14 protein-coding genes and 1 CRISPR repeat array are annotated in these 25,496 nt (G+C 61.3%); of the genes, 12 read left to right on the top strand and 2 right to left on the bottom strand.

The window, feature by feature from the left end:
- The first annotated feature begins 74 nt into the window (after nt 1-74).
- The 10 genes from JKV55_RS03705 to JKV55_RS03660 all read left to right on the top strand — a co-directional run bounded on the left by JKV55_RS03705 (nt 75) and on the right by JKV55_RS03660 (nt 20,722).
- Entirely contained in the window at nt 75-911 is an 837-nt protein-coding gene (locus JKV55_RS03705; RefSeq protein WP_202082402.1) for a BrxR family helix-turn-helix transcriptional regulator, read from the top strand.
- 94 nt (nt 912-1,005) lie between these two features.
- Complete coding sequence (gene cas3 / locus JKV55_RS03700; RefSeq protein ID WP_202082401.1) at nt 1,006-3,726, top strand: CRISPR-associated helicase Cas3'; 2,721 nt, start codon at nt 1,006-1,008, stop codon at nt 3,724-3,726.
- Nucleotides 3,727-4,058: 332 nt separating this feature from the next.
- Complete coding sequence (gene casA / locus JKV55_RS03695; RefSeq protein WP_202082400.1) at nt 4,059-5,654, top strand: type I-E CRISPR-associated protein Cse1/CasA; 1,596 nt, start codon at nt 4,059-4,061, stop codon at nt 5,652-5,654.
- Nucleotides 5,651-6,262, top strand: coding sequence for a type I-E CRISPR-associated protein Cse2/CasB (gene casB / locus JKV55_RS03690; protein ID WP_202082399.1), 612 nt, complete (start codon nt 5,651-5,653; stop codon nt 6,260-6,262). Before casA ends, casB begins: the two co-directional genes overlap by 4 nt.
- Before the next feature lie 15 nt (nt 6,263-6,277).
- Nucleotides 6,278-7,312, top strand: coding sequence for a type I-E CRISPR-associated protein Cas7/Cse4/CasC (cas7e, locus tag JKV55_RS03685; RefSeq protein ID WP_202082398.1), 1,035 nt, complete (start codon nt 6,278-6,280; stop codon nt 7,310-7,312).
- A 9-nt stretch (nt 7,313-7,321) separates the two neighbouring features.
- Nucleotides 7,322-8,056, top strand: coding sequence for a type I-E CRISPR-associated protein Cas5/CasD (gene cas5e, locus JKV55_RS03680; protein WP_202082397.1), 735 nt, complete (start codon nt 7,322-7,324; stop codon nt 8,054-8,056).
- Between the two features lies 1 nt (nt 8,057).
- A complete protein-coding gene (cas6e, locus tag JKV55_RS03675) occupies nt 8,058-8,885 on the top strand; it encodes a type I-E CRISPR-associated protein Cas6/Cse3/CasE (protein WP_202082396.1) in 828 nt (275 codons plus the stop codon).
- A 29-nt stretch (nt 8,886-8,914) separates the two neighbouring features.
- The gene (cas1e, locus tag JKV55_RS03670; RefSeq protein ID WP_202082395.1) at nt 8,915-9,832 is read left to right on the top strand and encodes a type I-E CRISPR-associated endonuclease Cas1e; all 918 of its coding nucleotides are present in this window, start codon (nt 8,915-8,917) and stop codon (nt 9,830-9,832) included.
- A 2-nt stretch (nt 9,833-9,834) separates the two neighbouring features.
- Nucleotides 9,835-10,128: a type I-E CRISPR-associated endoribonuclease Cas2e gene (cas2e, locus tag JKV55_RS03665; protein ID WP_202082394.1), complete on the top strand. Its 294-nt coding sequence runs from the start codon at nt 9,835-9,837 to the stop codon at nt 10,126-10,128.
- Nucleotides 10,129-10,212: 84 nt separating this feature from the next.
- Nucleotides 10,213-20,200: a CRISPR direct-repeat array (repeat unit 29 nt; unit sequence CCGTTCCCCGCAGGCGCGGGGATAAACCG).
- Nucleotides 20,201-20,473: 273 nt separating this feature from the next.
- Nucleotides 20,474-20,722 (top strand): PA2433 domain-containing protein, encoded by a 249-nt coding sequence (locus tag JKV55_RS03660; protein WP_202082393.1) that lies wholly within the window; start codon nt 20,474-20,476, stop codon nt 20,720-20,722.
- A gap of 70 nt (nt 20,723-20,792) precedes the next feature.
- Here JKV55_RS03660 and JKV55_RS03655 read toward each other — a convergent pair whose 3' ends face one another.
- The gene (locus JKV55_RS03655) at nt 20,793-21,359 is read right to left on the bottom strand and encodes a hypothetical protein (RefSeq protein ID WP_202082392.1); all 567 of its coding nucleotides are present in this window, start codon (nt 21,357-21,359) and stop codon (nt 20,793-20,795) included.
- 141 nt (nt 21,360-21,500) lie between these two features.
- Between JKV55_RS03655 and JKV55_RS03650 the strand changes: the two genes are divergently transcribed.
- Nucleotides 21,501-21,842 carry a DUF4144 family protein gene (locus JKV55_RS03650; RefSeq protein ID WP_202082391.1) on the top strand — a complete coding sequence of 114 codons (342 nt, stop codon included), beginning with the start codon at nt 21,501-21,503 and terminating at the stop codon, nt 21,840-21,842.
- 19 nt (nt 21,843-21,861) lie between these two features.
- A complete protein-coding gene (locus tag JKV55_RS03645) occupies nt 21,862-22,257 on the top strand; it encodes a septal ring lytic transglycosylase RlpA family protein (protein WP_369409617.1) in 396 nt (131 codons plus the stop codon).
- A 40-nt stretch (nt 22,258-22,297) separates the two neighbouring features.
- Here the strand turns inward: JKV55_RS03645 and JKV55_RS03640 are convergent, their stop codons facing one another.
- On the bottom strand, nt 22,298-25,420 hold the full coding sequence (locus JKV55_RS03640; protein WP_202082390.1) for a transglycosylase domain-containing protein: 3,123 nt from the start codon (nt 25,418-25,420) through the stop codon (nt 22,298-22,300).
- Between the last annotated feature and the right edge of the window lie 76 nt (nt 25,421-25,496).

Genomic DNA, 25,496 nt, shown 5'->3' with positions numbered 1-25,496 from the left:
ATTGTCAAAAATATGCGATTGCTGTCTGTGCCGCTTTCTGTCTTTAATGGCAAAAAACAAAAAGCACGGACCGCATGATAAAAACCGAACCCCACCGCCGTTACTGGCTGATGGAGCTGATCGTCTATTGGGAAGGGCGGCTCACCGCCAACCATTTGCAGCAGTTCTTCGGCCTGAGCCGGCAACAGGCCAGCAAGGACATCAACCAGTATCTGCAGGATAATACCGGGCAGCTTTATTACTGTGCTTCCCGCAAGGGCCATTTGCCCGCCCCGGCCTTCAAGCCCGCCTTTATTTCCGGCGACGTAGCCGAATACCTGAACTGGATGACAGGCCAGCGCGCTCATGCCATGCCCTCTGATCCCGGCTACCGACTGGAACATGCCATTCTCACCCCGCCACCGCGCAACGTCAGCCCCTGGGTGATACGGCCGCTGGTACATGCCTTGCGCCAGCACCACCGGCTGGAAGTAGACTACGGTGCCGTCAGCAAGCCGGATCGCGACGGCCGTATCATAGTGCCGATCCGTTTCGTCAACACCGGCCGGCGTTGGCACCTGCGTGCCTGGTGCGAAAAGGCCCAGGGCTACCGCGACCTGGTGCTGAGCCGCTTCCACGGCGAGCCGATGCCGGAAGGCCCGCAACAGGCCCCCTTGCCCCCCGACGCCGCCTGGAACACCACCATCACCCTAATACTCAAGCCCGATCCTCGACTCAATCCCGAACAGCAGCAAGCCCTGACCTACGACTACGGCATGACCGGGGGAGAACTGCACCTGCCCACTCGCGCCGCCCTGGCCCAGTACCTGCTCAACGAAATGCAGGTAAGCGTAAAAATGCTCGACGGCAACCCCGCCGCCCAGCAACTGATCCTGGCCAACCACGACGAGGTTAAGCCGTGGCTGTTCTGACCTGTAAACCCAGGCGACATGTGTTTTTGCACAGCATTGGCGGGGGAGGGTAAATGGGCAAGAGTAGGGGCAGAACAAGAAAAAGGAGCAAGGAATGAGAGCCAGCTATTTCCAGTATTGGGGCAAAGCCAGGAAAGACGAACAGCAGCCTGGAGAGGACTACCATCTGCTACCGTATCATTGTTTGGATGTGGCGGCGGTGGGCTGGTGGTTGCTGGATGAAGACAGGCCGCTAACCAGAAATCTGGCCAGTTTTCTGAATATCTCGCCCGGTCAGCTGAGGTTGATATTTACCTTTTCATTGATGTTGCACGATCTCGGAAAATTTGCGTCGGCCTTTCAACATTTGGCCGAATTTACCGGCAGTTCATTGGTCCGTCATCAACCCAAGGCCGGTTATAACAGTCGCCAGGCCCGCCATGATCGACTGGGATATTTTTTCTGGTTGCAGGCCAGTCGTGGTCGTCATCTCGCAGGATCTGATATAGGCCTCAAACAAACCGATCTTGCTCGGGTGAACCCGGCTCTCGATAGCCTCAATACGTTATTCGACGTGGTATTTGGTCATCATGGCTACCCCATCGATTGGGGCAGCCAGCCGAAAATGATGAAGGATTATTGCCACGAGTCGGATATAGACGCTGTCTGTGAATTTATCCGCGATTGTGCGGCGCTGCTGGATGTTGAGTGGCCAGAGCAGAACATGGCCGACAGGGAGTGGCTGGCTCGCTTGCGCCAGATAAGCTGGCATTTGTCCGGTCTCGCCATTTTAAGCGATTGGATTGGTTCGGATACGACGTTTTTTGAATATCAAACGGGTGGCTACACGCTTACAGAGTATTGGCTGCAGGCTAAAGACAAGGCTCAACGAGCCCTGGCAGCAACAGAGCTGAGCAAGCCGGTCAATGTACAGCCGTTTGCATCGGTGCAAACCCATTTTGGTTTCTCGCCTACCCCTCTACAGGCCTGGGCTGAGTCGGTCCCCCTGGCTCCGGGTCCGCAGTTGTTCATTCTTGAGGATGTGACCGGAGCCGGCAAGACGGAAGCGGCCTTGACCCTGACACATCGTCTTTTACAGCAGGGTGAAGCCGATGGCTTCTATTTCGGTTTGCCCACTATGGCAACGTCCAATGCCATGTTTTCCCGAGTGGCTGGCCATTATCGGCAGATGTTGTCGGTGGATGGCGGTTGTCCCAGTATCGTCCTGGCGCACGGTGCCAGGGAAATGAACGAGCATTTTCGTGAAGCGCTCACGCCGACCGAAACTGTCGATACCGCTTATGCGGAAGGTGACGATACCGCCAGCCTTTATTGCAACCACTGGCTGGCCGATTCCCGCAAGAAGGCGTTGTTGGCAACGGTAGGGGTGGGCACCATTGATCAGGCATTGATGGCCGTCTTGCCGCGTAAACATCAACCCCTGCGTCTGCTGGGTTTGCACCGGAAGATCCTGATTTTTGATGAGGTGCATGCGGCGGACACTTTTATGTTTGAGCTGCTCGACGATCTGCTGCGGGTCCATTTACGCCAGGGGGGAAGCGCCATTCTGCTGACCGCAACGCTGGCTCAACGTCAGCGGGAACGGTTGTGCCGGATCTGGCAGCAGGCTGCCGGGGTGACGCCGATGTTATTGCCGGAGAAAAACGACTTCCCGCTGGCAACGCGGGTCAGTATCGAACGGGGGCTGGAAGAAACCCCTGTTGCTACCCGGGAGGCCGTTAGCCGTGAACTGGCGGTGGTTTTTGTTCATAGCGAACAGGATTGTGTGGCACGGATCCTGGCTGCCCGGAAGCGGGGTGATTGCGTGGTGTGGATCCGCAACTCGGTGGATGATGCCATTCGTGCCTATCAAATGCTGGCAACGCAGCTGGGATCTGCCGAAGCCCTGACGCTGTTTCACAGCCGTTTTACCCTAAAGGATCGCAAGGCCATTGAGGATAAGGTTCTGGCTATCTTTGGTAAGCAAGGCGGACAAGCCGAGCGCCATGGCCAGGTTTTGATTGCCACCCAGGTTTTTCAGGAGAGCCTGGATGCGGATGCCGACCTGATGATCTCCGATCTTTGCCCCATTGACGATCTTATCCAGCGTGCCGGCCGCCTGCATCGGCATATACGGGATCAGGCAGGAAATCGCACCGATAAAGCGCAGGATGAGCGCCCGGCGCCCATGCTGCTTGTTCATGCTCCCGAGTGGCAGGAACAGCCCGACGCGGACTGGCTGCTCAGTCAGTTACCCAACACCGAACATGTCTATCGTTCTCCCGGGCGGCTATGGCTGGGGATGCAGGTATTACGGCGATTGGGCGCTATTCGCATGCCTGGCGAGGCAAGAACATTGATAGAAGCCGTTTACGGCGGGGAGGCTCTTGATCGGATGCCGGAGACACTCCAGAAGAAAGAAGGTCACTATTTCGGAGAAATGCGTGGTCAGGCCGCCCAAGCGAAGAGCCAGTTGATCGAGTGGAGCAAGGGCTATAACCAGACCAGCGCCCGTGCCTGGCACGATGACAATATCGAGATCAGCACCCGCTATGCTGACAGGGAAATCGTTCAGGTGCTGATACTGAAACTTGACCCGCAAGGACGGCTGCAACTGTGGGCGGAGGGGGAGCCCTATGCTCTTCAAAACAGCATAGTGAAACTGGCCAAGCATCGTTTTGCCGACAAGTTGACGCCTTTGCCCAGCCAACTGACAGCTGCCTTTGACGCGATCTCGCAACGATACCGACAGGCAAAATTTCTCCAGCCGTGGTTGCCCGAGTCAGATACTCAGTTTGGTTATAGCACCGAGCTGGGTGTGGTACAGGAGCAGTAATCCCCGCTGACGCGGGGAACCTTATTACTGAGTCATGTCAGCACTATTTCAAACGGGTTTATCTCCAGAGTCCTGGAGAACCGCGAAAGGGTACTTGAAAGTGATCGCTATATCTAGACAAGTAATTTATGGACACTTAGGTATTTAGATGTCCAGATGGCTTAATATTTGGGTTTTATGCTTAAACACTATTTCAAACCTTTTGATTTGATGTCTTGGTCTGGGTGTGCTCTACTTGAGTCCGATCCAGCCTCTGGAGAGTCGGAGTCATCAAGGCCGCCCTCTGTTCTATTTGCACTTTTAGTGAAAGATTGCCTTAAGGAGTCAAATTTATGAATTTGATAACCGCTCCCTGGCTGAGCTACCGCTTCAGGGATGGCAGTGAGCGGCAGTCGCCGATCTCCGCCATTGTCGACCCGGAGGTGGTGGACTTTGCCTTGCCCAGGGCTGATTTTCATGGGGCGGCGTACCAGTTTGCCATCGGCCTGCTGCAAACGGTGATGGCGCCCAAGGACAAATATGACTGGCACGAACGCTATCAATCGCCACCCAGCAAGGACGCTCTGGCTGCCAGCCTGGCGCAGGTGGCGCATGCCTTTGAACTGGATGGGGACGGCCCGCGTTTTATGCAGGATCTGGATCCGCTGGACGGTACCAGCCCTGGTCCTGTCTCAGGCCTGCTGATCGAAGCCCCGGGGGGGAATACCCTCAAATTGAACACGGATCATTTTATCAAGCGTGGCATGGCCGAGGTTCTGTCGCCGGAAATGGCTGCGCTGGCCCTTTTTACCCTGCAGATTAATGCGCCTTCTGGTGGTCAGGGGCACAGGACCGGTTTGCGAGGTGGCGGACCATTGACCACCTTGGTGCTGCCTCATGGGGACGATGCCAGTTTGTGGCAAAAACTCTGGTTGAACATACAGAGCCGGGAGTCCTGGGAATACGATGATCCAGACTACCAGAGCGCAGCGCTGTTTCCCTGGCTGGGGCCGACCCGCATCAGCAAAGCCAAGGGCAGCGATATTTATGCCGACGATGTGCATCCGCTTGCCATGTTCTGGGCGATGCCCCGGCGAATTCGCTTGCTGTTCGAGGACCAGGAAAGCATTTGCCAACTGAACCTGAAGTCCAGCCCCCGCCTTTGCCGACAGTACCGCACCAGCAATTACGGTAATAACTATGTGGGTAGCTGGGAGCATCCGCTGACCCACTACCGCTTTAATCCCAAAAAGCCGGATGAAGACTATCTGTCCACCAAGGGACAGCCCGGCGGAATTCAGTACAAGCAGTGGCATAGCCTGAGCTTTGTCGATAGGGAGGAAGGCAGCCTTCCGGCCAAGGTGGTGCAGGATTTTGTACGGGAAAAATCCGCCTTCTTCGATTTCGACTGGGGGGAGGCGCCCAGGCTGTGGGCCTTTGGTTTTGATATGGACAATATGAAGGCCAGGGGCTGGTATAACAGCGAATTTCCGCTGATCCGCCTGGAGCCTGAGCTAAGGGACGTTCTGCTGAGCGAGATTAAAGCCATGCAAAGCCTGGCGCAAGAGGTGCTGTGGCATTGCCGAACCCAGATCAAGGCCGCCTGGTTCGATAAGCCAGCCGATGCCAAGGGTGACACCAGCCATATCGATTTACAGTTTTGGCAACGGACCCAGGGGGATTTTTTCCATATGGTCAAAGCCCTGCTGAATACAACGGATGGCAGGTTAACGCCGGAGACGGCCAGTCATTGGCTCCGGGCACTATCATTCCAGGCCAGGGAGTTGTTTGATGAATTGGCGCTTTCCAACCTTTATCCCGATCGGGACATGTATAAAAAAATCCGCGCCCGGCGTCAGCTCTGTGGCTGGTTGGCGGGCAGTAAACGTATCAAGCAATTTAGCAACGATTATCGACTCGATACCTTAACCAGGGAGCAGGCGTTATGACAGCAACTGAACAACCCGCAACGGTGAAGCCATCCTTTGCCGGTGAAGTGGCATTGATGCGCTGGTGGCAAGCCATGATGTTGCCCGAGCAGGAATTGGCGGCCCTGAATATCCGGCCGGCCCCCACCGTCTATCGGGCAGAGTTGAAACGGGCCGAGACCCCGGAGGCGGTGCTGATGACCCAGGGTTTCAGGGCCCTGTGGCTGGGGTTGCCGGAGTCGGTACGGGAGCGTAAGCCCTGGTCCATGCTCGCCTGGGCCACCCTGGCCGGCGTATTGAGTCACGTCAGGCAGCAGGATGGCGGCCAGAGCTTTGCGGCTTCCCTGGGGAAAATCGATCCCGACACCGACAAGCCGAAGGTCAGTGAGTTGCGTTTTCAACAATTGCAGGGGGCCAGAACAGCGGAGGAGTTTTATCGCCGGCTGCACAGGTTGATAAAGCAGGTAAACGGACAGACCCGGGTGGTCTCATTGGCCAAGGGGATACTGGATTGGTTCGATGAGCACTATGGTCAGGCCGCACTGCGGCCCGACAAGAAGATCGCCGTACGCTGGGCGATGGATTATTACCAGGCCGCCGAGTCAGGGCTGGCAAAAAATAAAGATTAATCAAGGAGAATCACCGTGAGTAAATTTATCCAACTGCACCTGCTGACCTCTTACGCACCTTCCAACCTGAACCGTGATGATCTGGGGCGCCCCAAGACTGCCCGGATGGGGGGGACCGAACGGTTAAGGGTCAGCTCGCAGAGCCTTAAGCGTAATTGGCGTATTTCCGAGCTATTTGAGCAGGCACTGGGCGAGCATATCGGTACCCGTACCAAGCGGCTGGGAATTGAAGTATTCAATCAGCTGACTGAGCTTGGCGTTGCCGAGAAGCAGGCCAAGGCTTGGTCCGCGGAGATTGCGGGGGTGTTTGGCAAGAACAAAAAAGACAGCCTGGAGATTGAACAGCTTGCCCATATCAGCCCAGAAGAGATGCAGGCGGTTAACCAGTTGGTTAAGACGTTGGCCGAAGAAAACAGGGCGCCGGAAAAAGAAGATCTGGCTTTGCTGCGCCGTAATGCAACGGCGGTAGACATTGCCATGTTTGGCCGAATGCTGGCCTCTTCCCCCGAGTTCAATTGTGAAGCCGCCTGCCAGGTCGCGCATGCCATCAGTGTGCACGGGGTGGCGGTAGAGGAGGATTACTTCACCGCGGTCGACGATCTTAACCGGGGTGATACGGATCTGGGTGCCTCCCATATCGGTGAAGCCGCTTTCGCCGCCGCCTTGTTCTACAGCTACATCTGTATTGATAAAGAGCTGTTGGTCAACAACCTGGGCGGTGACCTGGCGTTGGCCGACAAGGCGATTGCAGCACTGGTGGAAGCCTCGGTGAAAGTGTCACCCAAGGGCAAGCAAAACAGTTTTGCTTCTCGGGCCTACTCCTCTTATGTACTGGCAGAAAAAGGCGAGCAGCAACCTCGCTCCCTGTCCGTTGCCTTCTTGAAACCGATTGCCGGAGAAAACCAGGCCGAGGACGCAGTGCGGGCACTGCAACGGCAGGTCGAGAATTTCGACAAGGTCTATGGTGCCTGCGCCGATGCCCGTTATGCCGTTAATGCTCTGGAAGGCGAGGGAAGCTTCGAGCAACTCAAGGCGTTTGTCGCCGACTGAGGAGGCGTTATGCAATATCTGGTTTTTCGTCTTTATGGACCCATGGCCAGTTGGGGTGAAGCGGCAGTAGGTGGAGACAGGCCTTCGGGTCTGGCTCCCAGTCGCTCGGCGGTATTGGGTTTACTGGGAGCCGCATTGGGCATCAAACGCGATGATGCCAGCCGTCTTGATGCGTTACGTGCCAGTATTGGGATTGCCATCAAAGCCTACTCATCCGGCGGTCTGATGCGGGATTATCATACGGCTCAGGTGCCGTCGCAGGAAAAAAAACGCACCTTTTATACCCGTAAAGATGAACTGGGCACGGACAAGGATAAGCTGAATACGGTGTTATCCAGCCGGGATTATCGCAGCGATGACTACTGGGTGGTTGCCGTATGGCAACAGCAAGAAAGTGAGGTCACGCTGGAAGCTCTGGCAAGGGCGTTAACAAAACCGGCATTTATCCCCTATCTGGGTCGTAAGGCATGTCCACTGGCTGCCCCGGTGGCCCCTCTATTGATTGAAGCAGAGCTAAAAGCAGCGCTCGATTCGTCGTTTCCCCCCATATTGGGCAGTTTTGAGCAAGATCGGCGCTGGTTGGACTTGGGCTCAACGGTGACCTATCTGTGGCAGGGCATGGCCGATGATCTGGGGGCGTACGATGGGGTGCAGAGTCGTAATGTATGGGATGAGCCGATAAGCCGAATGCCTTGGCAATTTGCCGCTCGTCAGGAACATCAGCTGATCTTGGTGGAGGAATGACATGTATCTATCCCGAATAACACTGGGTAACAGCCAGGCAGCCAGAGCCGAACTGGTAAAAGCTATGGGCAAGGGGGTTTACGGCCATCATCAGTTGCTTTGGCATCTTTTTACCAGTGAGAAAAAACGCGGTTTTTTATTTCGTCATGAACAGAGCGACGGACGCTTGGCACCATCGGGGGAGCCACTGTTTTATGTGCTTTCCAAGGAAAAGCCGGACAATACAGAGCAGTTGTTTCAGGTGGAAAGCCGGTCATTTTCACCCCAATTAAAGCCGGGTGATGAATTGGGCTTCCAACTCAGGGTAAACCCTACCGTGTGCCGCCAGGGTAAACGTCACGATGTCTTGATGGATGCCCAGCAGCACTGGCTATTCAAGGAGGCAAAACAGCTTTCCCTATCGGCGGTGGGAACCAAGAAGCAGTTGAAGCACCAGTTGCTCGACCTGGCATCTGATGAGGATATTAATCGTTGGAAAACAGTGATTGAAGGCGGCGGCTACCGTGGTGAGCTGGCATCCCGCTTGGGCAGACAGGTAACCATTGATCTGGCGTTAAAAACCATATCCGAGCAAGCATTGCTTGCCTGGTGGCAGCAGCGCAGCAGGCAGATGGGGATCCGATGCCTGGAAAATGACGATAGATTACAAGCCGATGGCTATATGCAGCATGATATTAAAGGGAAGCAGGCAGGGGCTATGTTCAGCTCTGTTAACCTCTGCGGTACCCTCGTGGTGGATGAGCCGGATGTGTTTCTTGCAAGCCTCTATCAAGGCGTGGGTCGGGCCAAGGCATTTGGCTGCGGATTGATGATGATCCGGCGGGTTTAGCCCGCCGTTATTATTCAGGAGCCGACACCATGGCCTTTATTCCCCTAAAGCCCATACCACTCAAAGACAGGGTATCCATGATCTTTTTGCAGTATGGGCAAATCGATGTGCTCGACGGTGCCTTTGTGCTGATCGACAAGAGCGGTGTGCGTACTCATATTCCCGTGGGCTCGGTGGCTTGCATCATGCTGGAGCCCGGTACCCGGGTATCTCACGCTGCCGCCAAGTTGGCGGCGACCGTGGGCACCTTGCTGGTATGGGTGGGCGAGGCGGGCGTCAGACTCTACGCCAGTGGTCAGCCGGGAGGAGCCCGTTCCGACAAGCTGCTCTATCAGGCCAAACTGGCTCTGGATGAAGAGCTGCGCCTAAAGGTAGTGCGCAAGATGTTCGAGCTGCGCTTTGGCGAAGAAGCACCAAGTCGCCGTTCGGTAGATCAGCTAAGGGGAATTGAAGGCAGCCGGGTACGGGCCACTTACGCCATGCTGGCCAAACAGTATGGGGTGAAGTGGAACGGCCGGCGCTACGATCCCAAGGACTGGGCCAAAGGGGATAAGGTCAACCAGTGCATCAGCGCCGCCACCGCCTGTCTCTATGGCATAACCGAGGCAGCCATTCTGGCGGCGGGATATGCGCCGGCCATCGGTTTTATCCACACCGGCAAGCCCCTGTCCTTTGTTTACGATATCGCCGACATCATCAAGTTCGAGACCGTCGTTCCCAAGGCCTTTGAAATAGCGCGCAAACACCCGGCCGAACCCGATCGGGAAGTACGCGTTGCCTGCCGGGACATTTTTCGTAGCAGTAATACCTTGGCGAAGCTGATCCCCCTTGTTGAAGAGGTACTGGCCGCAGGGGGTATCGAGCCGCCACCGCCGCCAAAGGATGCTCAGCCCATCGCCATCCCGGAACCCAAGCCCCTGGGCGAAGACGGACACAGGAGTGGCTGACAATGAGCATGCTGGTGGTCGTGACCGAAAATGTACCGCCCCGCCTGAGAGGGCGCCTGGCGGTGTGGCTGCTGGAAGTGCGGGCCGGGGTTTATGTGGGGGATGTATCCAAGCGTATCAGGGAGATGATTTGGGAGCAGACCACCGAACTGGCCGAGCAGGGCAATGTGGTGATGGCCTGGGCGACCAATACCGAGTCCGGTTTTGAGTTCCAGACCCATGGCGAAAACCGGCGTATGCCGGTGGACCTGGATGGCCTGCGGCTGGTCTCATTTTACCCTGTTGAAAATCAATAAGTTAGAGTTCTTTAACAAAGTGGAATTATTGGTGGCTTTTTCTCGCCTGGAAAAGGTCTGCCAAATCAGTTATATACGTTTAGTCCGTTCCCCGCAGGCGCGGGGATAAACCGGGGTCACAGACTGGACATAAAAACCAGCACCACCGTTCCCCGCAGGCGCGGGGATAAACCGAGAACTCACATGTCTACCATCACCATCTACTGCCGTTCCCCGCAGGCGCGGGGATAAACCGGCTTCACCAGCCAAGATTCTCGCTGGACATAACCGTTCCCCGCAGGCGCGGGGATAAACCGCGGCGGCGTCCACGGCGTACCTGGGCCATGGGCCGTTCCCCGCAGGCGCGGGGATAAACCGGAGCAAATATGGGTGGTGGTGGCAAGGGTGGCCCGTTCCCCGCAGGCGCGGGGATAAACCGGTCGTCCAGTAGCGACTGCGTTTGCTCTACACCCGTTCCCCGCAGGCGCGGGGATAAACCGGAGTTGATCGACCAGGGGTTTCTAACGCCCCCCCGTTCCCCGCAGGCGCGGGGATAAACCGGAGCGGGCCGAGTTCTACCACTACGCCATCACCCGTTCCCCGCAGGCGCGGGGATAAACCGTACATCTCGGAATCCATCACCCATACGGCCTGCCGTTCCCCGCAGGCGCGGGGATAAACCGCCATCGAGGCCTGGGCGCGCTTTATGCCCAGCCCGTTCCCCGCAGGCGCGGGGATAAACCGGGTGTTGTTTGCCGCCTCAAACCGCTGCATGGCCGTTCCCCGCAGGCGCGGGGATAAACCGTTGATTATGATGATCTTCCAGGACCGCGAATACCGTTCCCCGCAGGCGCGGGGATAAACCGGTGCACGGCCTGCTGGTGGCCCGCCGGGGCCACCGTTCCCCGCAGGCGCGGGGATAAACCGTCAACGGTAGTCAGCGCCAGCGCCTTACGCACCCGTTCCCCGCAGGCGCGGGGATAAACCGCCGAGCCAGTTGCGCAAGAAGTGAGCGAAGCACCGTTCCCCGCAGGCGCGGGGATAAACCGCTGACACCCATTCAGAAAGGCGGTCATAGATACCGTTCCCCGCAGGCGCGGGGATAAACCGCTGCGTCAGGCAGCTGTACCGATCATATATGGCCGTTCCCCGCAGGCGCGGGGATAAACCGCCCAGCGCAGCGAATCCCTGGTCAATATGCTGCCGTTCCCCGCAGGCGCGGGGATAAACCGACCACGACGGCCATCGAGAGCAGCTGGAGCTGCCGTTCCCCGCAGGCGCGGGGATAAACCGCACGATATCCGCGAACTGCATAACCTGCGCAACCGTTCCCCGCAGGCGCGGGGATAAACCGCTGATCGCCGGCAGCCTGCAGGACTTTATGCGATGCGCCGTTCCCCGCAGGCGCGGGGATAAACCGTTTGGCAAATGCTGGTCTCGGTCATGCTGCCGCCGTTCCCCGCAGGCGCGGGGATAAACCAATAGAGTCAAAAACTAGCGGGGGCGCAGGCACCCGTTCCCCGCAGGCGCGGGGATAAACCGGTTTCTTCGGCCCGGCGCAGTTTTTCAGTGAGCCGTTCCCCGCAGGCGCGGGGATAAACCGTGCTGGAGAGCGAAATTTATGACGGCATTGCTCCGTTCCCCGCAGGCGCGGGGATAAACCGTTCCGGATGCTGCGTTCGTCCAGCCCCAAATGCCGTTCCCCGCAGGCGCGGGGATAAACCGGAGAACCGGCTGGAAGATGCCAACCGACTGCTCCGTTCCCCGCAGGCGCGGGGATAAACCGCCGATGGCGCCGGCGGCACCCGCACCCACGGCCCGTTCCCCGCAGGCGCGGGGATAAACCGCTGGAGGCCATGCGGCAGGCCTGGGAGGCCTGCCGTTCCCCGCAGGCGCGGGGATAAACCGCCCTTGCCCCGGGTGTGCCGGCCCTGGCTGTGCCGTTCCCCGCAGGCGCGGGGATAAACCGGCCGGAGTCAGTTAAGACTCCGGCCATGTTGGCCGTTCCCCGCAGGCGCGGGGATAAACCGCAAGAATGCCAGCACCAGCTTTTCCGGCTGATCCGTTCCCCGCAGGCGCGGGGATAAACCGCACCAGCAAAATGAGCATCAGGACGCAACAGACCGTTCCCCGCAGGCGCGGGGATAAACCTTACATGCCGCGTCATTCCTGGGTTTCATGCTCCCGTTCCCCGCAGGCGCGGGGATAAACCGCCGGCCCGGCTGGCGCTGAACTTGGCATCTTTCCGTTCCCCGCAGGCGCGGGGATAAACCGACCGTAGCCACCAGCCACGCATATCATTGTGGCCGTTCCCCGCAGGCGCGGGGATAAACCGCTCAAAATATTCAGTAATCATCCTGCTTTCTACCGTTCCCCGCAGGCGCGGGGATAAACCGCGTGCCAACCCCGCCTTGGATTGCCTGCAAATCCGTTCCCCGCAGGCGCGGGGATAAACCGTCGTTCACATTCGCCAAAATGGCTGCGATATGCCGTTCCCCGCAGGCGCGGGGATAAACCGGCGGCCGAATGGCTCAGAAAACCGATATCCTGCCGTTCCCCGCAGGCGCGGGGATAAACCGGGTTTGGTGGCCGCCCTGACCGCCCTGGATAACCGTTCCCCGCAGGCGCGGGGATAAACCGCCGTTGATGCCATCCCGCGCCCGTTGGCTGTAACCGTTCCCCGCAGGCGCGGGGATAAACCGCGAAATCTGCCTTTTTCTCATAGTCATAAAATCCGTTCCCCGCAGGCGCGGGGATAAACCGGTGCGGCAGGTTGACTGCAGCAAACCGCGCATCCGTTCCCCGCAGGCGCGGGGATAAACCGGCACCACTATCACCGGCAACATCCGCATCAACCCGTTCCCCGCAGGCGCGGGGATAAACCGTTACGCTGCACCGTCTTAGCCATTTTTTGGATCCGTTCCCCGCAGGCGCGGGGATAAACCGCAGGAGTGCTGGGAGCTATATCTGGTAACCGTCCGTTCCCCGCAGGCGCGGGGATAAACCGTACAGCATGTCGTCACCGGACGAGGCGCAGCACCGTTCCCCGCAGGCGCGGGGATAAACCGGCTGGCACGTAGAGAGGGGCGTGATTCCAGATCCGTTCCCCGCAGGCGCGGGGATAAACCGGTCAGGCCCACTTCCTGCTCCCAGCGGGACAGCCGTTCCCCGCAGGCGCGGGGATAAACCGAAATTGCCGACGCTACCGGCACTGGCCGTCCTCCGTTCCCCGCAGGCGCGGGGATAAACCGTGTCCTGTTCGTCCCACCAATGAGCACTGACCCCGTTCCCCGCAGGCGCGGGGATAAACCGGCCCAGGGCTTCCTCGGCGAGCAGGCCAAGCTCCGTTCCCCGCAGGCGCGGGGATAAACCGAGATTCAGGCTATGGCTTCAAATTCATCCGCCGCCCGTTCCCCGCAGGCGCGGGGATAAACCGGCCGATGGGGACAATGAAACCCTCCGCCGGATCCGTTCCCCGCAGGCGCGGGGATAAACCGTTCCAGCTGCGCCGAGCGACGACAGTATGTTTCCGTTCCCCGCAGGCGCGGGGATAAACCGGTTTACCAGGCTTACAAGACGGCCTGCCTCAACCGTTCCCCGCAGGCGCGGGGATAAACCGACCGGGTTGCCTATGTGGCCAACGACTACCGGCCGTTCCCCGCAGGCGCGGGGATAAACCGTTTTCCCACGAATCAATGGGTTCTACGCGGAGCCGTTCCCCGCAGGCGCGGGGATAAACCGCCGCCCATGGGAAAGCTGCCAGTGCCCTTGGTCCGTTCCCCGCAGGCGCGGGGATAAACCGGAGATCAGCAATGAAAAAACAATGGGTCAGTGACCGTTCCCCGCAGGCGCGGGGATAAACCGCAAAAATTTGACCGCCTCGTCAGTCTCGTCTACCGTTCCCCGCAGGCGCGGGGATAAACCGTCTATCAATCTTCCTGCGAGCATCGAGGGCTGCCGTTCCCCGCAGGCGCGGGGATAAACCGTGTACTCGCTGGACGGCAAGTGGGCAACATAACCGTTCCCCGCAGGCGCGGGGATAAACCGGCGATGATGTTGGCCACGACACGGTATTTACGCCGTTCCCCGCAGGCGCGGGGATAAACCGGCATGGTCCGCCACACTCGACAGCAAAACCCGCCGTTCCCCGCAGGCGCGGGGATAAACCGTTGCCGTCCTCGTCCCGGTCGATCTTGACCAGCCGTTCCCCGCAGGCGCGGGGATAAACCGAGTGGATAAGCCAAAAAGGCAACGTGACGCTGCCGTTCCCCGCAGGCGCGGGGATAAACCGTGTGATGCGATTCACGGTTTTGTTCTGTGAGTCCGTTCCCCGCAGGCGCGGGGATAAACCGCGCTGCCAGGATGCCGGGCTGTCTGCTCTGGTCCGTTCCCCGCAGGCGCGGGGATAAACCGCGCTTTGTCGACGCTGGCGCCACCGCCCTGCACCGTTCCCCGCAGGCGCGGGGATAAACCGTTGTTGAATTGACAGATTCATATGCTCTCCTTCCGTTCCCCGCAGGCGCGGGGATAAACCGCGCAGGCCGACCACCGCCGAGTTGGGGTAGGTCCGTTCCCCGCAGGCGCGGGGATAAACCGCCACCGCCGCCCAGATCAAGAACCGCCCGTGGCCGTTCCCCGCAGGCGCGGGGATAAACCGCGGGTGAGATCCTGCACCGATGCCTGGCTGATCCGTTCCCCGCAGGCGCGGGGATAAACCGGTGATTGACGCCCACTATATCTCGCCTGCTCACCGTTCCCCGCAGGCGCGGGGATAAACCAGATGACACTGGTGGCCGGCACCTGGTTGCTGACCCGTTCCCCGCAGGCGCGGGGATAAACCGATTTCCCTCAACCGAAAACCCTATGTATATCCCCGTTCCCCGCAGGCGCGGGGATAAACCGCCAGATAACCGTTACACTGGCAGGCATGGCGCCCGTTCCCCGCAGGCGCGGGGATAAACCGGTGATCAAGGAAGAACGAGATACGGAGCGCCACCGTTCCCCGCAGGCGCGGGGATAAACCGGTATGCTCCGCATCCTGGCTGGCGCGTGGGGGCCGTTCCCCGCAGGCGCGGGGATAAACCGTTACGTGATGAACATGCGGGCAGAGCTGCAAGCCGTTCCCCGCAGGCGCGGGGATAAACCGCCCGTATGAGGCTGCTGCAGATGGACACCGTCCCGTTCCCCGCAGGCGCGGGGATAAACCGGCTGGCGCAGAGAGGCTCGACGATCCAGAAACCCGTTCCCCGCAGGCGCGGGGATAAACCGAGCTGGTGAAAGAGGGCAGGATTGACAATATCCCGTTCCCCGCAGGCGCGGGGATAAACCGTTCTCCACCTCGTCGAAATCGTCGATGTCGTCCCGTTCCCCGCAGGCGCGGGGATAAACCGCCATAGCCGCCGTGGAGGCTTGGCTATCGTGGCCGTTCCCCGCAGGCGCGGGGATAAACCGAAAAATACTGCTTGGGAAACTTCCAAGGCGTACCGTTCCCCGCAGGCGCGGGGATAAACCGCGCCGCGACACCATGAGCGGCGGGCGGATCGCCCGTTCCCCGCAGGCGCGGGGATAAACCGGTTGGCGTTTGGGTCTATCAGTTGGCATTGGCCCGTTCCCCGCAGGCGCGGGATAAACCGGGTTGCTTGATGCTGCCACTGAGGAGGCTGGCCCGTTCCCCGCAGGCGCGGGGATAAACCGCAGCGAGACAGTAACGGCATCTGGCGAGTTGCCCGTTCCCCGCAGGCGCGGGGATAAACCGTGCGCTGATGATAATTGCATCGGTGTCAATGACCGTTCCCCGCAGGCGCGGGGATAAACCGCCCCTTGGCGGCGTTGCGGATTTCTTCGGTGTCCGTTCCCCGCAGGCGCGGGGATAAACCGCTCAGTGATGTCGGAATAATAATCTTTTATTACCGTTCCCCGCAGGCGCGGGGATAAACCGGCGGCCGCCAGCGGGCAGGGCGGCGGTGACAGCCGTTCCCCGCAGGCGCGGGGATAAACCGGAGGTGCCGATGAACGCCATCCCCCTGCCACTCCGTTCCCCGCAGGCGCGGGGATAAACCGTGATCTCTTCGTCGTCTTCCAGGTAGTGGATACCGTTCCCCGCAGGCGCGGGGATAAACCGTGCATAAAACCATTACCCTTGGAGCGCTCGGGCCGTTCCCCGCAGGCGCGGGGATAAACCGCCGAACCCGATACGTCATCACCAGCAAGGGCCCCGTTCCCCGCAGGCGCGGGGATAAACCGGACACCAGACAACCACCGTTTTCCGCGCCCCACCGTTCCCCGCAGGCGCGGGGATAAACCGGCGGCGGGCCCGTGGTGGTCCCGGACCGGAGCCCGTTCCCCGCAGGCGCGGGGATAAACCGCCGATTGTTTGAATATTGTGCTAGCCATATCACCGTTCCCCGCAGGCGCGGGGATAAACCGCAATTGCTGAGAGCAAAAACAACAAGCCCCCACCGTTCCCCGCAGGCGCGGGGATAAACCGGTCAGAAGATTAAGGTCTGGACTGAGCAAGAGCCGTTCCCCGCAGGCGCGGGGATAAACCGGTGGTATTGCTTTCAGGGCTTATAGATCATTGCCCGTTCCCCGCAGGCGCGGGGATAAACCGGAGATCGTTGGCGACCTGCTGACCGTTGGGCGCCGTTCCCCGCAGGCGCGGGGATAAACCGCTGATCTTTCAGGTTTGCTATGCGCTCCATCGCCCGTTCCCCGCAGGCGCGGGGATAAACCGCGCTTGATCACCACCTCCATGCCGCCAGCTTCCCGTTCCCCGCAGGCGCGGGGATAAACCGATAGTGGATGCCACGGAGAATGGCGTTACTGCCCGTTCCCCGCAGGCGCGGGGATAAACCGGTGCCGTCCCAAATACCGGCGTAGGTGCGCTCCCGTTCCCCGCAGGCGCGGGGATAAACCGCGTGGACCTTACGCTACCGCGCGGGCTTTTTACCGTTCCCCGCAGGCGCGGGGATAAACCGATGAAAATTGCCTGCCCGGATCTGTCTCCCGACCGTTCCCCGCAGGCGCGGGGATAAACCGGATTTCACTTCCCCCAGCACCCGGTCCATCTCCCGTTCCCCGCAGGCGCGGGGATAAACCGCAAGAAGTCGATTCCCGTGTTGATGGAATCCTCCGTTCCCCGCAGGCGCGGGGATAAACCGCGGTACCGGTCCCCTCCAAATCGGGTTAGGTCCCCGTTCCCCGCAGGCGCGGGGATAAACCGATCGGCATCCACGCGGTTGGCGATCAGGTTATCCGTTCCCCGCAGGCGCGGGGATAAACCGGAGCAGCAGGCCCCGGCCGGTTTCGCCCTGGACCGTTCCCCGCAGGCGCGGGGATAAACCGCTCACCATGGCTCAGCAGCGGGCCATCCATTGCCGTTCCCCGCAGGCGCGGGGATAAACCGGCGGAGAAAACCTGGCACAACAACTGGTCGCCCCCGTTCCCCGCAGGCGCGGGGATAAACCGGTTCTGCATGACTATCTTTCCTTCACCTGGTCCCGTTCCCCGCAGGCGCGGGGATAAACCGACACCGACACGGCACCGAACACGGTTTCCTGCCCGTTCCCCGCAGGCGCGGGGATAAACCGGCAGCCGCCGAGCGACAAACCGGAGTTTAAGCCCGTTCCCCGCAGGCGCGGGGATAAACCGTTACACACGGCTGTTCCGCCAGCGTTGCCGTTCCGTTCCCCGCAGGCGCGGGGATAAACCGCCTCTGACCTACATGGCAACTTTTGCGGGGTGCCGTTCCCCGCAGGCGCGGGGATAAACCGGCGACCGAGGTTTTTTGGCCAGCATCAACGAACCGTTCCCCGCAGGCGCGGGGATAAACCGCTGCATTACCCCGGTGTGACTGTGCTCGCGCTCCGTTCCCCGCAGGCGCGGGGATAAACCGCTCACTTTTAACATCATTCACAGAACGCTGAACCGTTCCCCGCAGGCGCGGGGATAAACCGCCGTGGGTGATCAGTTCAACCAGTTGGCTGGCCCGTTCCCCGCAGGCGCGGGGATAAACCGCTGGCCCAGATGTTGCGGCACTTGTTGATGGCCCGTTCCCCGCAGGCGCGGGGATAAACCGGCAGGATTGACAACATCAGCCACAAAATGGACCCGTTCCCCGCAGGCGCGGGGATAAACCGCAGATGGCCCAGGCGCAGATGGTGATAGCCGACCGTTCCCCGCAGGCGCGGGGATAAACCGCCACTTGGTAAGAGCATACAAAATATGGTGAGCCGTTCCCCGCAGGCGCGGGGATAAACCGAGGCTAGCGAGGAGGTACCGAGCAGTGAAGATCCGTTCCCCGCAGGCGCGGGGATAAACCGTCGCTGCTGCCGGGGGCGGTCAGCTATCCGGATCGTTCCCCGCAGGCGCGGGGATAAACCGCATGCACACCGGCAGCCAGACCCGCTCATACACCGTTCCCCGCAGGCGCGGGGATAAACCGGGGGGCTTAAACTCCCCGGGAACCTGGCCGAGCCGTTCCCCGCAGGCGCGGGGATAAACCGGGTCTACCCTGGGCAATGTGTTTCTCGATGCCCCGTTCCCCGCAGGCGCGGGGATAAACCGGCCGCCCCACCCTATCTGCCGGGCGAAACTCTCCGTTCCCCGCAGGCGCGGGGATAAACCGACGAGCCGGGTAGGCTTGCGGGTAGAGGACAACCGTTCCCCGCAGGCGCGGGGATAAACCGACAAGAGGTAATCATGGCATCGCGCTCCCTGGCCGTTCCCCGCAGGCGCGGGGATAAACCGGACATGAGCGAGGAAGACCAAGACCTCCATGACCGTTCCCCGCAGGCGCGGGGATAAACCGTCTTGCCTTCACTCGGAGACGCTGGGACTTATCCGTTCCCCGCAGGCGCGGGGATAAACCGGGATTCGAGTTCAACATGATCCGGGATTTCCAGCCGTTCCCCGCAGGCGCGGGGATAAACCGAATGGAGGCTTTGTAGCGACCGTCCTCACCCACCGTTCCCCGCAGGCGCGGGGATAAACCGTGTATTTCCCGCTATTAATGTAATTTATTATTCCGTTCCCCGCAGGCGCGGGGATAAACCGCGTGACCAGCTCATAGTCGAGGCGATGTGGCGCCGTTCCCCGCAGGCGCGGGGATAAACCGGCGCTGGGCCATGCGCAGCATCAGGTTCTTGTCCGTTCCCCGCAGGCGCGGGGATAAACCGCTCGCCCTGTCTGGCCAGCACCAGCGCCGACACCGTTCCCCGCAGGCGCGGGGATAAACCGTCTCCAATGGACGCCACTACGGCGCCAAAATCCCGTTCCCCGCAGGCGCGGGGATAAACCGAACTCTTGCGCTTCATCGACAATAATCACCGACCGTTCCCCGCAGGCGCGGGGATAAACCGGAAATATGGGGCACCACCCCCACCAACGCCGGCCCGTTCCCCGCAGGCGCGGGGATAAACCGGTCTTGGGGTCGCGCTCGTCGTAGGTGTAGGCCCGTTCCCCGCAGGCGCGGGGATAAACCGAAAACGACTGGCACGACCTGAAACCACTAATTCCGTTCCCCGCAGGCGCGGGGATAAACCGCACAATCCCTCTGCCGTCAAACCGCAAAACGGCCGTTCCCCGCAGGCGCGGGGATAAACCGGTGAACGACGCAGCCTATCAGCGGCGCGGGGACCGTTCCCCGCAGGCGCGGGGATAAACCGCCATTGTCGAGTTCTTGCAGTGCCATCCGGAGCCGTTCCCCGCAGGCGCGGGGATAAACCGACGACTCGATATGTGCAGCCATGGCGAGTTAGCCCGTTCCCCGCAGGCGCGGGGATAAACCGCAACCTGCCGGGCTGGCGCTGATCTATGCCAACCGTTCCCCGCAGGCGCGGGGATAAACCGTTTGCCCGCTGGGTTTGCGACGACAGCCCCAACCGTTCCCCGCAGGCGCGGGGATAAACCGTCCCAGCTGATCGAACGGGAAGCCGAACTTCACCGTTCCCCGCAGGCGCGGGGATAAACCGCGTAGCGTGCCCTATGGGGTGTGGCGGCGCTTCCGTTCCCCGCAGGCGCGGGGATGAACCGCTCTTGCCGCACAGCACCAGGGTGGCGGAGAACCGTTCCCCTCAGGCACGGGGATAAAACGACCGAATCTTGTCGCATGGCGCGCGGGTCTTGCCCTCCGCCGGGAGGTGCACATGGCATGCTTGTCTTCCGCAGGGAACGGCCCGTCTGCATGATGGTCTACCCCATGTTTCCCGCTGCGCGGGAAGGCAGGCGGGCCGCCTGCGCTCCACCAGGAAGGCGCAAACCATGTAAAGGCGGTAGTTAGGGTGGCAGGAGTGTGGCGCGGGGCGAATTCTGGATTCTTGATACTGCACTACCCTTAAGGGGCGATAAGTCATTGGAGGAAGTAAACATGCGTTCCTTGATTTCCACCTTGCTGGCCGGGGTATTGCTGTTGGCGAGCGGGGCGGCCTTGGCCCATGGTTGCCCCGGGCTGATGCGGGCGATCGATGCCAAGCTGGAAGAGATGCCGATGCTGTCGGCGGAAGATGCGGCCAGGGTGGCCGAGCTCAGGGCCGAGGGCGAGGCCCGGCATAACGCGGGGGATCACGATGAGTCGATGCGCCTGTTGTCCGAGGCCAAGAAGATACTAGGTATTTAACGAGATACAGGGCAAACAAGCCCCGCGAGTGCCTGTGCCCGCGGGGCTTTTTTATGGTTATTCCGCCGGCTCAGGGGGTATGGGGCGGCATGGGGGCCATGATATGGACGTAGGGGGTGTCACGCCACATCACCCAGGGGCCGCCGTTGTCGTGCTGGTGGGGCAGGGCGTCGAGCATGGCGGCATCGGGTACCAGTATCATCAGGTGGGGTACCGCCTCGGTGATCCATTCGTTGTCGTCGGCGGGGCCGGTGGCGTAAGGATCGGTGTTGCTTTCGGGGGTACCGCCCTGCAACATGTAGCCAAAACCCACCTTGTCTATTTGGGGCTGGGTCTTGGTCATCCAGGCGTGCAGCCAGCCCATCCATACCTCGTCCAGGCACATGGGATCATTACCGGGGGTGGCGGGCATGTCCGGCAGGCAAATCCAGCCGTTGCTGCCGGGGCGCAGCTCGGGCATGGGGTCGGCCATGTTGTCCGGCCAGTCGAGGATGGTGGCCATGGCACTGATGGAGGCGGGGGCCGCGCTCATGGCGCTGGCGATTTTTTCTTCTGCGGTGGCACTCAGGGCCGGGCCGCACAGGGCCGTCAGCACCAGGCCGAGGCCTAGCCGGGGCAGAGAGGGTGAGAGGTTCATCATCAGCTCCTTGGGGAGAGGGCTGCAGGTGCCGGCCAGGGCGGCCGGCTCGGTGGGCGTGCAGCACTTTAGGTATAGTGGCCGGCAACGGCCCTGGCAACCGTCGCGGATGGGGCGGCAGACAGCCGTGAGGAGTTGAAAATGAACGATGTTTATCAAGCCGTTCCCATCGCCTGGCCGGCGATCATCGAGTTTGCGGACGGCCACGGCTATGCCTGGGTGGCCAACGCGGACGACTGCGAGGCCCATCACCCCCACGCGGGGGACGGGCTGATCGACGGCGAGGGCTGGCCGCACCTTTTGTCGCAGCGGGAAGACGGCAGCCTGTACTGGCAACGGCAACAGCGGTTAATATCCGTCCCAGCCCTGAACGAGAGCCTGCGCGCCTATGCCGCCCGGCTCGGTATCTGCTGCATTCCCAAGCTGAGGGTAGCGAGCCCCGCCGAGGCGGTGGCGCTGGTGGCCTGGCTGGAGCAGCAATAACGAACAATGAGGTACAGTGGTGAAAGCAATATATCTGCGCTGGCTGTGGTGGCTGCCGGTGGTGCTGCTGGTGCAGGCCTGTAGCAGCGATCCCGAGCCGGTGTCCGCGCCGCCCGAGCCGCGTTACATCGCCGAGGGCCAGGCTTCCTTTTACGGCCAGCGCCACCATGGCCGCAAAACCGCCAACGGCGAACGTTTCGACAAGAACGCCCTCACCGCCGCCCACAAGACGCTGCCTTTCGGCAGCCGGGTGCGGGTGACCAACCTCAACAACCAGCGCTCGGTGGTGGTGCGCATCAACGATCGGGGCCCCTATACCCGGGGGCGGGTGATCGATCTGTCGGAGCAGGCGGCGCGCGAGCTCAATATGCTGCGGGCCGGGGTGGCGCCGGTGCGGCTGGAGGTGTTGGAATAACGCTCAGGGCCTCACGCCTTACCCCTTACGCTCACACCCCTCAGGTCTCACCCTTCTCCTCCTTCGGCTCGGGGCTGGCGGCCAGTTGCTGCTGGCACTGGCTCCGGGCGCCCGGCTGCAGGTAGGGCCGCAGTATCGGCTCCATGCCTTTCAGCACCTGCACCGGCAGGGCCGAGGTAAAGCGGAACTTGTCCGATTCCCGGCCCGGCACATAGGCGGTGAGGGTGCCGAAATGGTTGTCGCCCAGGAAGAACACGAAGGTGGCGGTGCGGTTGCGGGCCTGGGAGCTCAGTACCTGGCCGCCGCGGCCCACGGTTTCGATGCGGTTGTCGCCGGTGCCGGTCTTGCCGCCCAGCACCAGCGGGGTGCCGTCTTCCAGCCGGAAGCTGCCCTGCAGCCGGCGGGCGGTACCCCCTTCCACCACCAGGGAAAGGGCGTTGCGCAGGGCCGCCGCCACTTCCTTGTTCATTACCCGTTTGCCCTGGCCGGGAACTCGCCCCAGGCGGGCCTCGTAGGGGGTGTGGGCGGCAAAGTGCAGCTGGTCGATACGTACCGTGGGCAGGCGCACGCCGTCGTTGAGGATGATGCCGATCAGCTCCGCCAGGGCGGCGGGCTTGTCGCCCGAGCTGCCGATGGCGGTGGCCAGCGAGGGCACCAGGTGATCGAAGGGAAAGCCCAGCCGATGCCAGCGCTGGTGGATGTCGGAAAAGGCCTCCACCTCCAGCATGATGCGCAGCCGGCTGTCCCGGGCGCTGCGGTGGCGGGTCTTGAACAGCCAGCCGTATACCTCCTGGCGCTCGTCTTTGCTGGCTTCGGCCGCGTCGGCGAAGGTCGCCGCGGGCGAGGCCTGCAAATAGCTCAGCAGCCAGAGTTCCAGCGGGTGCACCCGGGCGATATAGCCCTGGTCCGGCAGGCTGTAGGCGCCGGGCCCGTAGCGGGTGTAGAGTTCGTCCAGGCGTTTTTCGGTCAGCCGCTCGTTGGGCAGCCGGGCCTGCAGGAAGGCGGCAAACTCCTCCGGGCTGGCCTCGGGCATCAGGTAGCGGTGCACCGCCGCCAGCCGTACCGCCGTGGGGCGCAGGCCGTCGAAGAAGGTGTCCAGCCGCTCTTCGGTGGTCTTGCTCTGGTACTTGCGCCAGAAGCGCAGCAGGAACACCCGGCCTTCCCGGTCGGCAAACTGGCTCAGGTATTCCTGGCGGCGCGGATCCTTGTCGTCTTCCAGCAGTTGGGTGCGGTTTTCGCTCTGGTGGATGCTGTAGCGCACTATGTCCCGCATCAGCCGCACAAAGGGCAGGTTGATGGACTCGCGCAGCGACTCCACCAGGGTGGGGTTGCGGCCGTTGTCCTCCCGGCGGAAGTTGCCGAAGGTGTGCATGCCGCCGCCGGTAAAGAAGCGCTCGCCGGTACTGGCGGAGTAGCGCCGCTCCAGGGCGGCGTTGAGCATGGTGGGCAGGCTGCGATCCGGGGTGCGGATCAGGTAGTCGATGGCCCAGCGGCTGAGCAGATCCTGCCGGTCGGGGTTGAGCTGGCGCAGGCTATCGACCGACTTGCTGCCGTAGTGCTGATGCAGCTCGGCGATGATTTCCAGGTAGGTGGCCAGCACCCTGAGCTTGGCGGTGGAGCCCAGCTCCAGCTTGCTGCCCTCGTTGATGTCGAACGGCTGGTTGGTGTTGTCGGTTTGCACCCGCACGTCGAAGCTGTCGGCGCCGCGCTCGAACAGGGTAAAGCTGTAGCGCACGTCGGCGGTTTTTTCCGGCGACAGCAGCCGCTCGCCGAACAGGCCGATTTCCCGGGCGAAATCCGGATCCGCCAGCCGGTGCAGGTAGTCGCTTACCTTCTGCTGCAGTTCGGCGTTGAGGGTGGTGCTGGCGGAGAGATCCAGCCGGTCGAGTTCGTAGAGGGAAAGCCCCAGCAGGCTGGCCAGCCGCCCCCGGGTCACCTGCAGGGTCTTGTTGTTGTCGATAAAGACGGTGGCCGGGTCTTCCCGGAAATTGCGGAACACCAGCTTCTGGCCGAGGGCGGCATCGCGCAGGGCCGGGCTGATGATGCCCGCCTGGGCCTGGATGCGCAGGTAGCTGTCGGCCAGGGCATTGAGGTCGTCCCGGCCCCGGAACAGGTAGTAGGAAGGCCGGCGCTGGGCGATCATCAGCGCCAGCACCTGGCGCAGGACCTGGCCCTGCTCGGCCAGGGGGGTGTTCTGGTTCCGGGTGGGGTCCAGCAACTGGTTGACCCGTTCAAGCTCACTGCCGAACCAGATCCACAGGCCGTCGCCCAGGCCGTGCACCTCGCCATGGCCGGGAGCGGCCGCCAGGGGCACCGAGTTGATGTAGTCCAGGGCCACCGCCTTGCGGGCCTCCAGGGTTTCGGGCCCGTGCTGGTAGGCGCGCACGCTGGCGGAGATCATCTGGCGCAGCTTCTCGCTGGCGGAGTGGGTCAGGCCGCCCGGGGAGTGGCGGTATTTTTCGATCTGGGTGGCCAGGGTGCTGCCGCCGGCCGAGTCGTCCTGCATGTCCAGGGCCCGGCCCAGCTGCGACATGGCCGCCTTGGCGAAGCGGGGCCAGTCCACCGCCGGGTTGGCCAGGGGCTGCTCGGTATTGAGCAACTCCCGGTTTTCGATAAACAGCAGGCTGCCTACCACCAGCGGCGGTATCTGGTCGAAGCGCTCGTAGTGGCGCTGGGGATAGCGGTAGTCGTGGATGGATTCGGCCCGGCAGTCGTCGATAAAGAGCCCGGCCTGGGTTTTTTCCTGGTAGGGGGTGAAAAAGCCGCGCTGGGTATATTCCAGCAGGGCCGGGGAAAACTGGGCCTGTTGCTCGATGACGAAGTTGTTCTGTTGCAGCCGGGTGAGCAGTTCCGGCAGCCGGGTGTAGCCCATGCGCTGATCGAAGGGGCCATGGCTGGGGTAGCGTACCGCCTGGGTGGCGCCGGGCTCGAGGGAATAGGTCAGGGTTTGGGCATAACGGGGGATCTCTCGGGCCTGGAGCCAGGAGGTGCGCATTTCATAGCCCACCAGCCCGGCCGAGGCCGTCAGCAACAGCAGCACAAACAGCCACAGCACCAACCGCCAGCGTCGCCGGGTGGGTTTGGGTAGTGGTGTGGTCACCGGCTCTGGCTCCTGCTCTGAGTAGCCAAGAGGAGGATGTTCTGCATGCTGTATTGCGCCCATAAAGGTCCCCTCTGCGCCACTTTCGGTTTCAGGGCTTCTTATATAAAAAGCGTAGCTTGGCGGTGCTACTTGGGGG

Source organism: Zobellella iuensis (assembly GCF_016746085.1).
GTDB lineage: Bacteria > Pseudomonadota > Gammaproteobacteria > Enterobacterales > Aeromonadaceae > Oceanimonas > Oceanimonas iuensis.
Note: the sequence above shows the minus strand (reverse complement) of the source record. Positions and strands in the feature narration are given on the sequence as shown.

What these genes read in the sequence shown, in the direction of transcription:
- cas3 (WP_202082401.1), top strand. Translation starts at nt 1,006, where the DNA reads ATGAGAGCCAGCTATTTCCAGTATTGGGGCAAAGCCAGGAAAGACGAA.
- JKV55_RS03650 (WP_202082391.1), top strand. Translation starts at nt 21,501, where the DNA reads ATGAACGATGTTTATCAAGCCGTTCCCATCGCCTGGCCGGCGATCATC.
- JKV55_RS03640 (WP_202082390.1), bottom strand. Translation starts at nt 25,420, where the DNA reads ATGGGCGCAATACAGCATGCAGAACATCCTCCTCTTGGCTACTCAGAG.
- casA (WP_202082400.1), top strand. Translation starts at nt 4,059, where the DNA reads ATGAATTTGATAACCGCTCCCTGGCTGAGCTACCGCTTCAGGGATGGC.
- cas5e (WP_202082397.1), top strand. Translation starts at nt 7,322, where the DNA reads ATGCAATATCTGGTTTTTCGTCTTTATGGACCCATGGCCAGTTGGGGT.
- JKV55_RS03660 (WP_202082393.1), top strand. Translation starts at nt 20,474, where the DNA reads ATGCGTTCCTTGATTTCCACCTTGCTGGCCGGGGTATTGCTGTTGGCG.
- JKV55_RS03655 (WP_202082392.1), bottom strand. Translation starts at nt 21,359, where the DNA reads ATGAACCTCTCACCCTCTCTGCCCCGGCTAGGCCTCGGCCTGGTGCTG.
- casB (WP_202082399.1), top strand. Translation starts at nt 5,651, where the DNA reads ATGACAGCAACTGAACAACCCGCAACGGTGAAGCCATCCTTTGCCGGT.
- cas1e (WP_202082395.1), top strand. Translation starts at nt 8,915, where the DNA reads ATGGCCTTTATTCCCCTAAAGCCCATACCACTCAAAGACAGGGTATCC.
- cas6e (WP_202082396.1), top strand. Translation starts at nt 8,058, where the DNA reads ATGTATCTATCCCGAATAACACTGGGTAACAGCCAGGCAGCCAGAGCC.
- cas2e (WP_202082394.1), top strand. Translation starts at nt 9,835, where the DNA reads ATGAGCATGCTGGTGGTCGTGACCGAAAATGTACCGCCCCGCCTGAGA.
- JKV55_RS03705 (WP_202082402.1), top strand. Translation starts at nt 75, where the DNA reads ATGATAAAAACCGAACCCCACCGCCGTTACTGGCTGATGGAGCTGATC.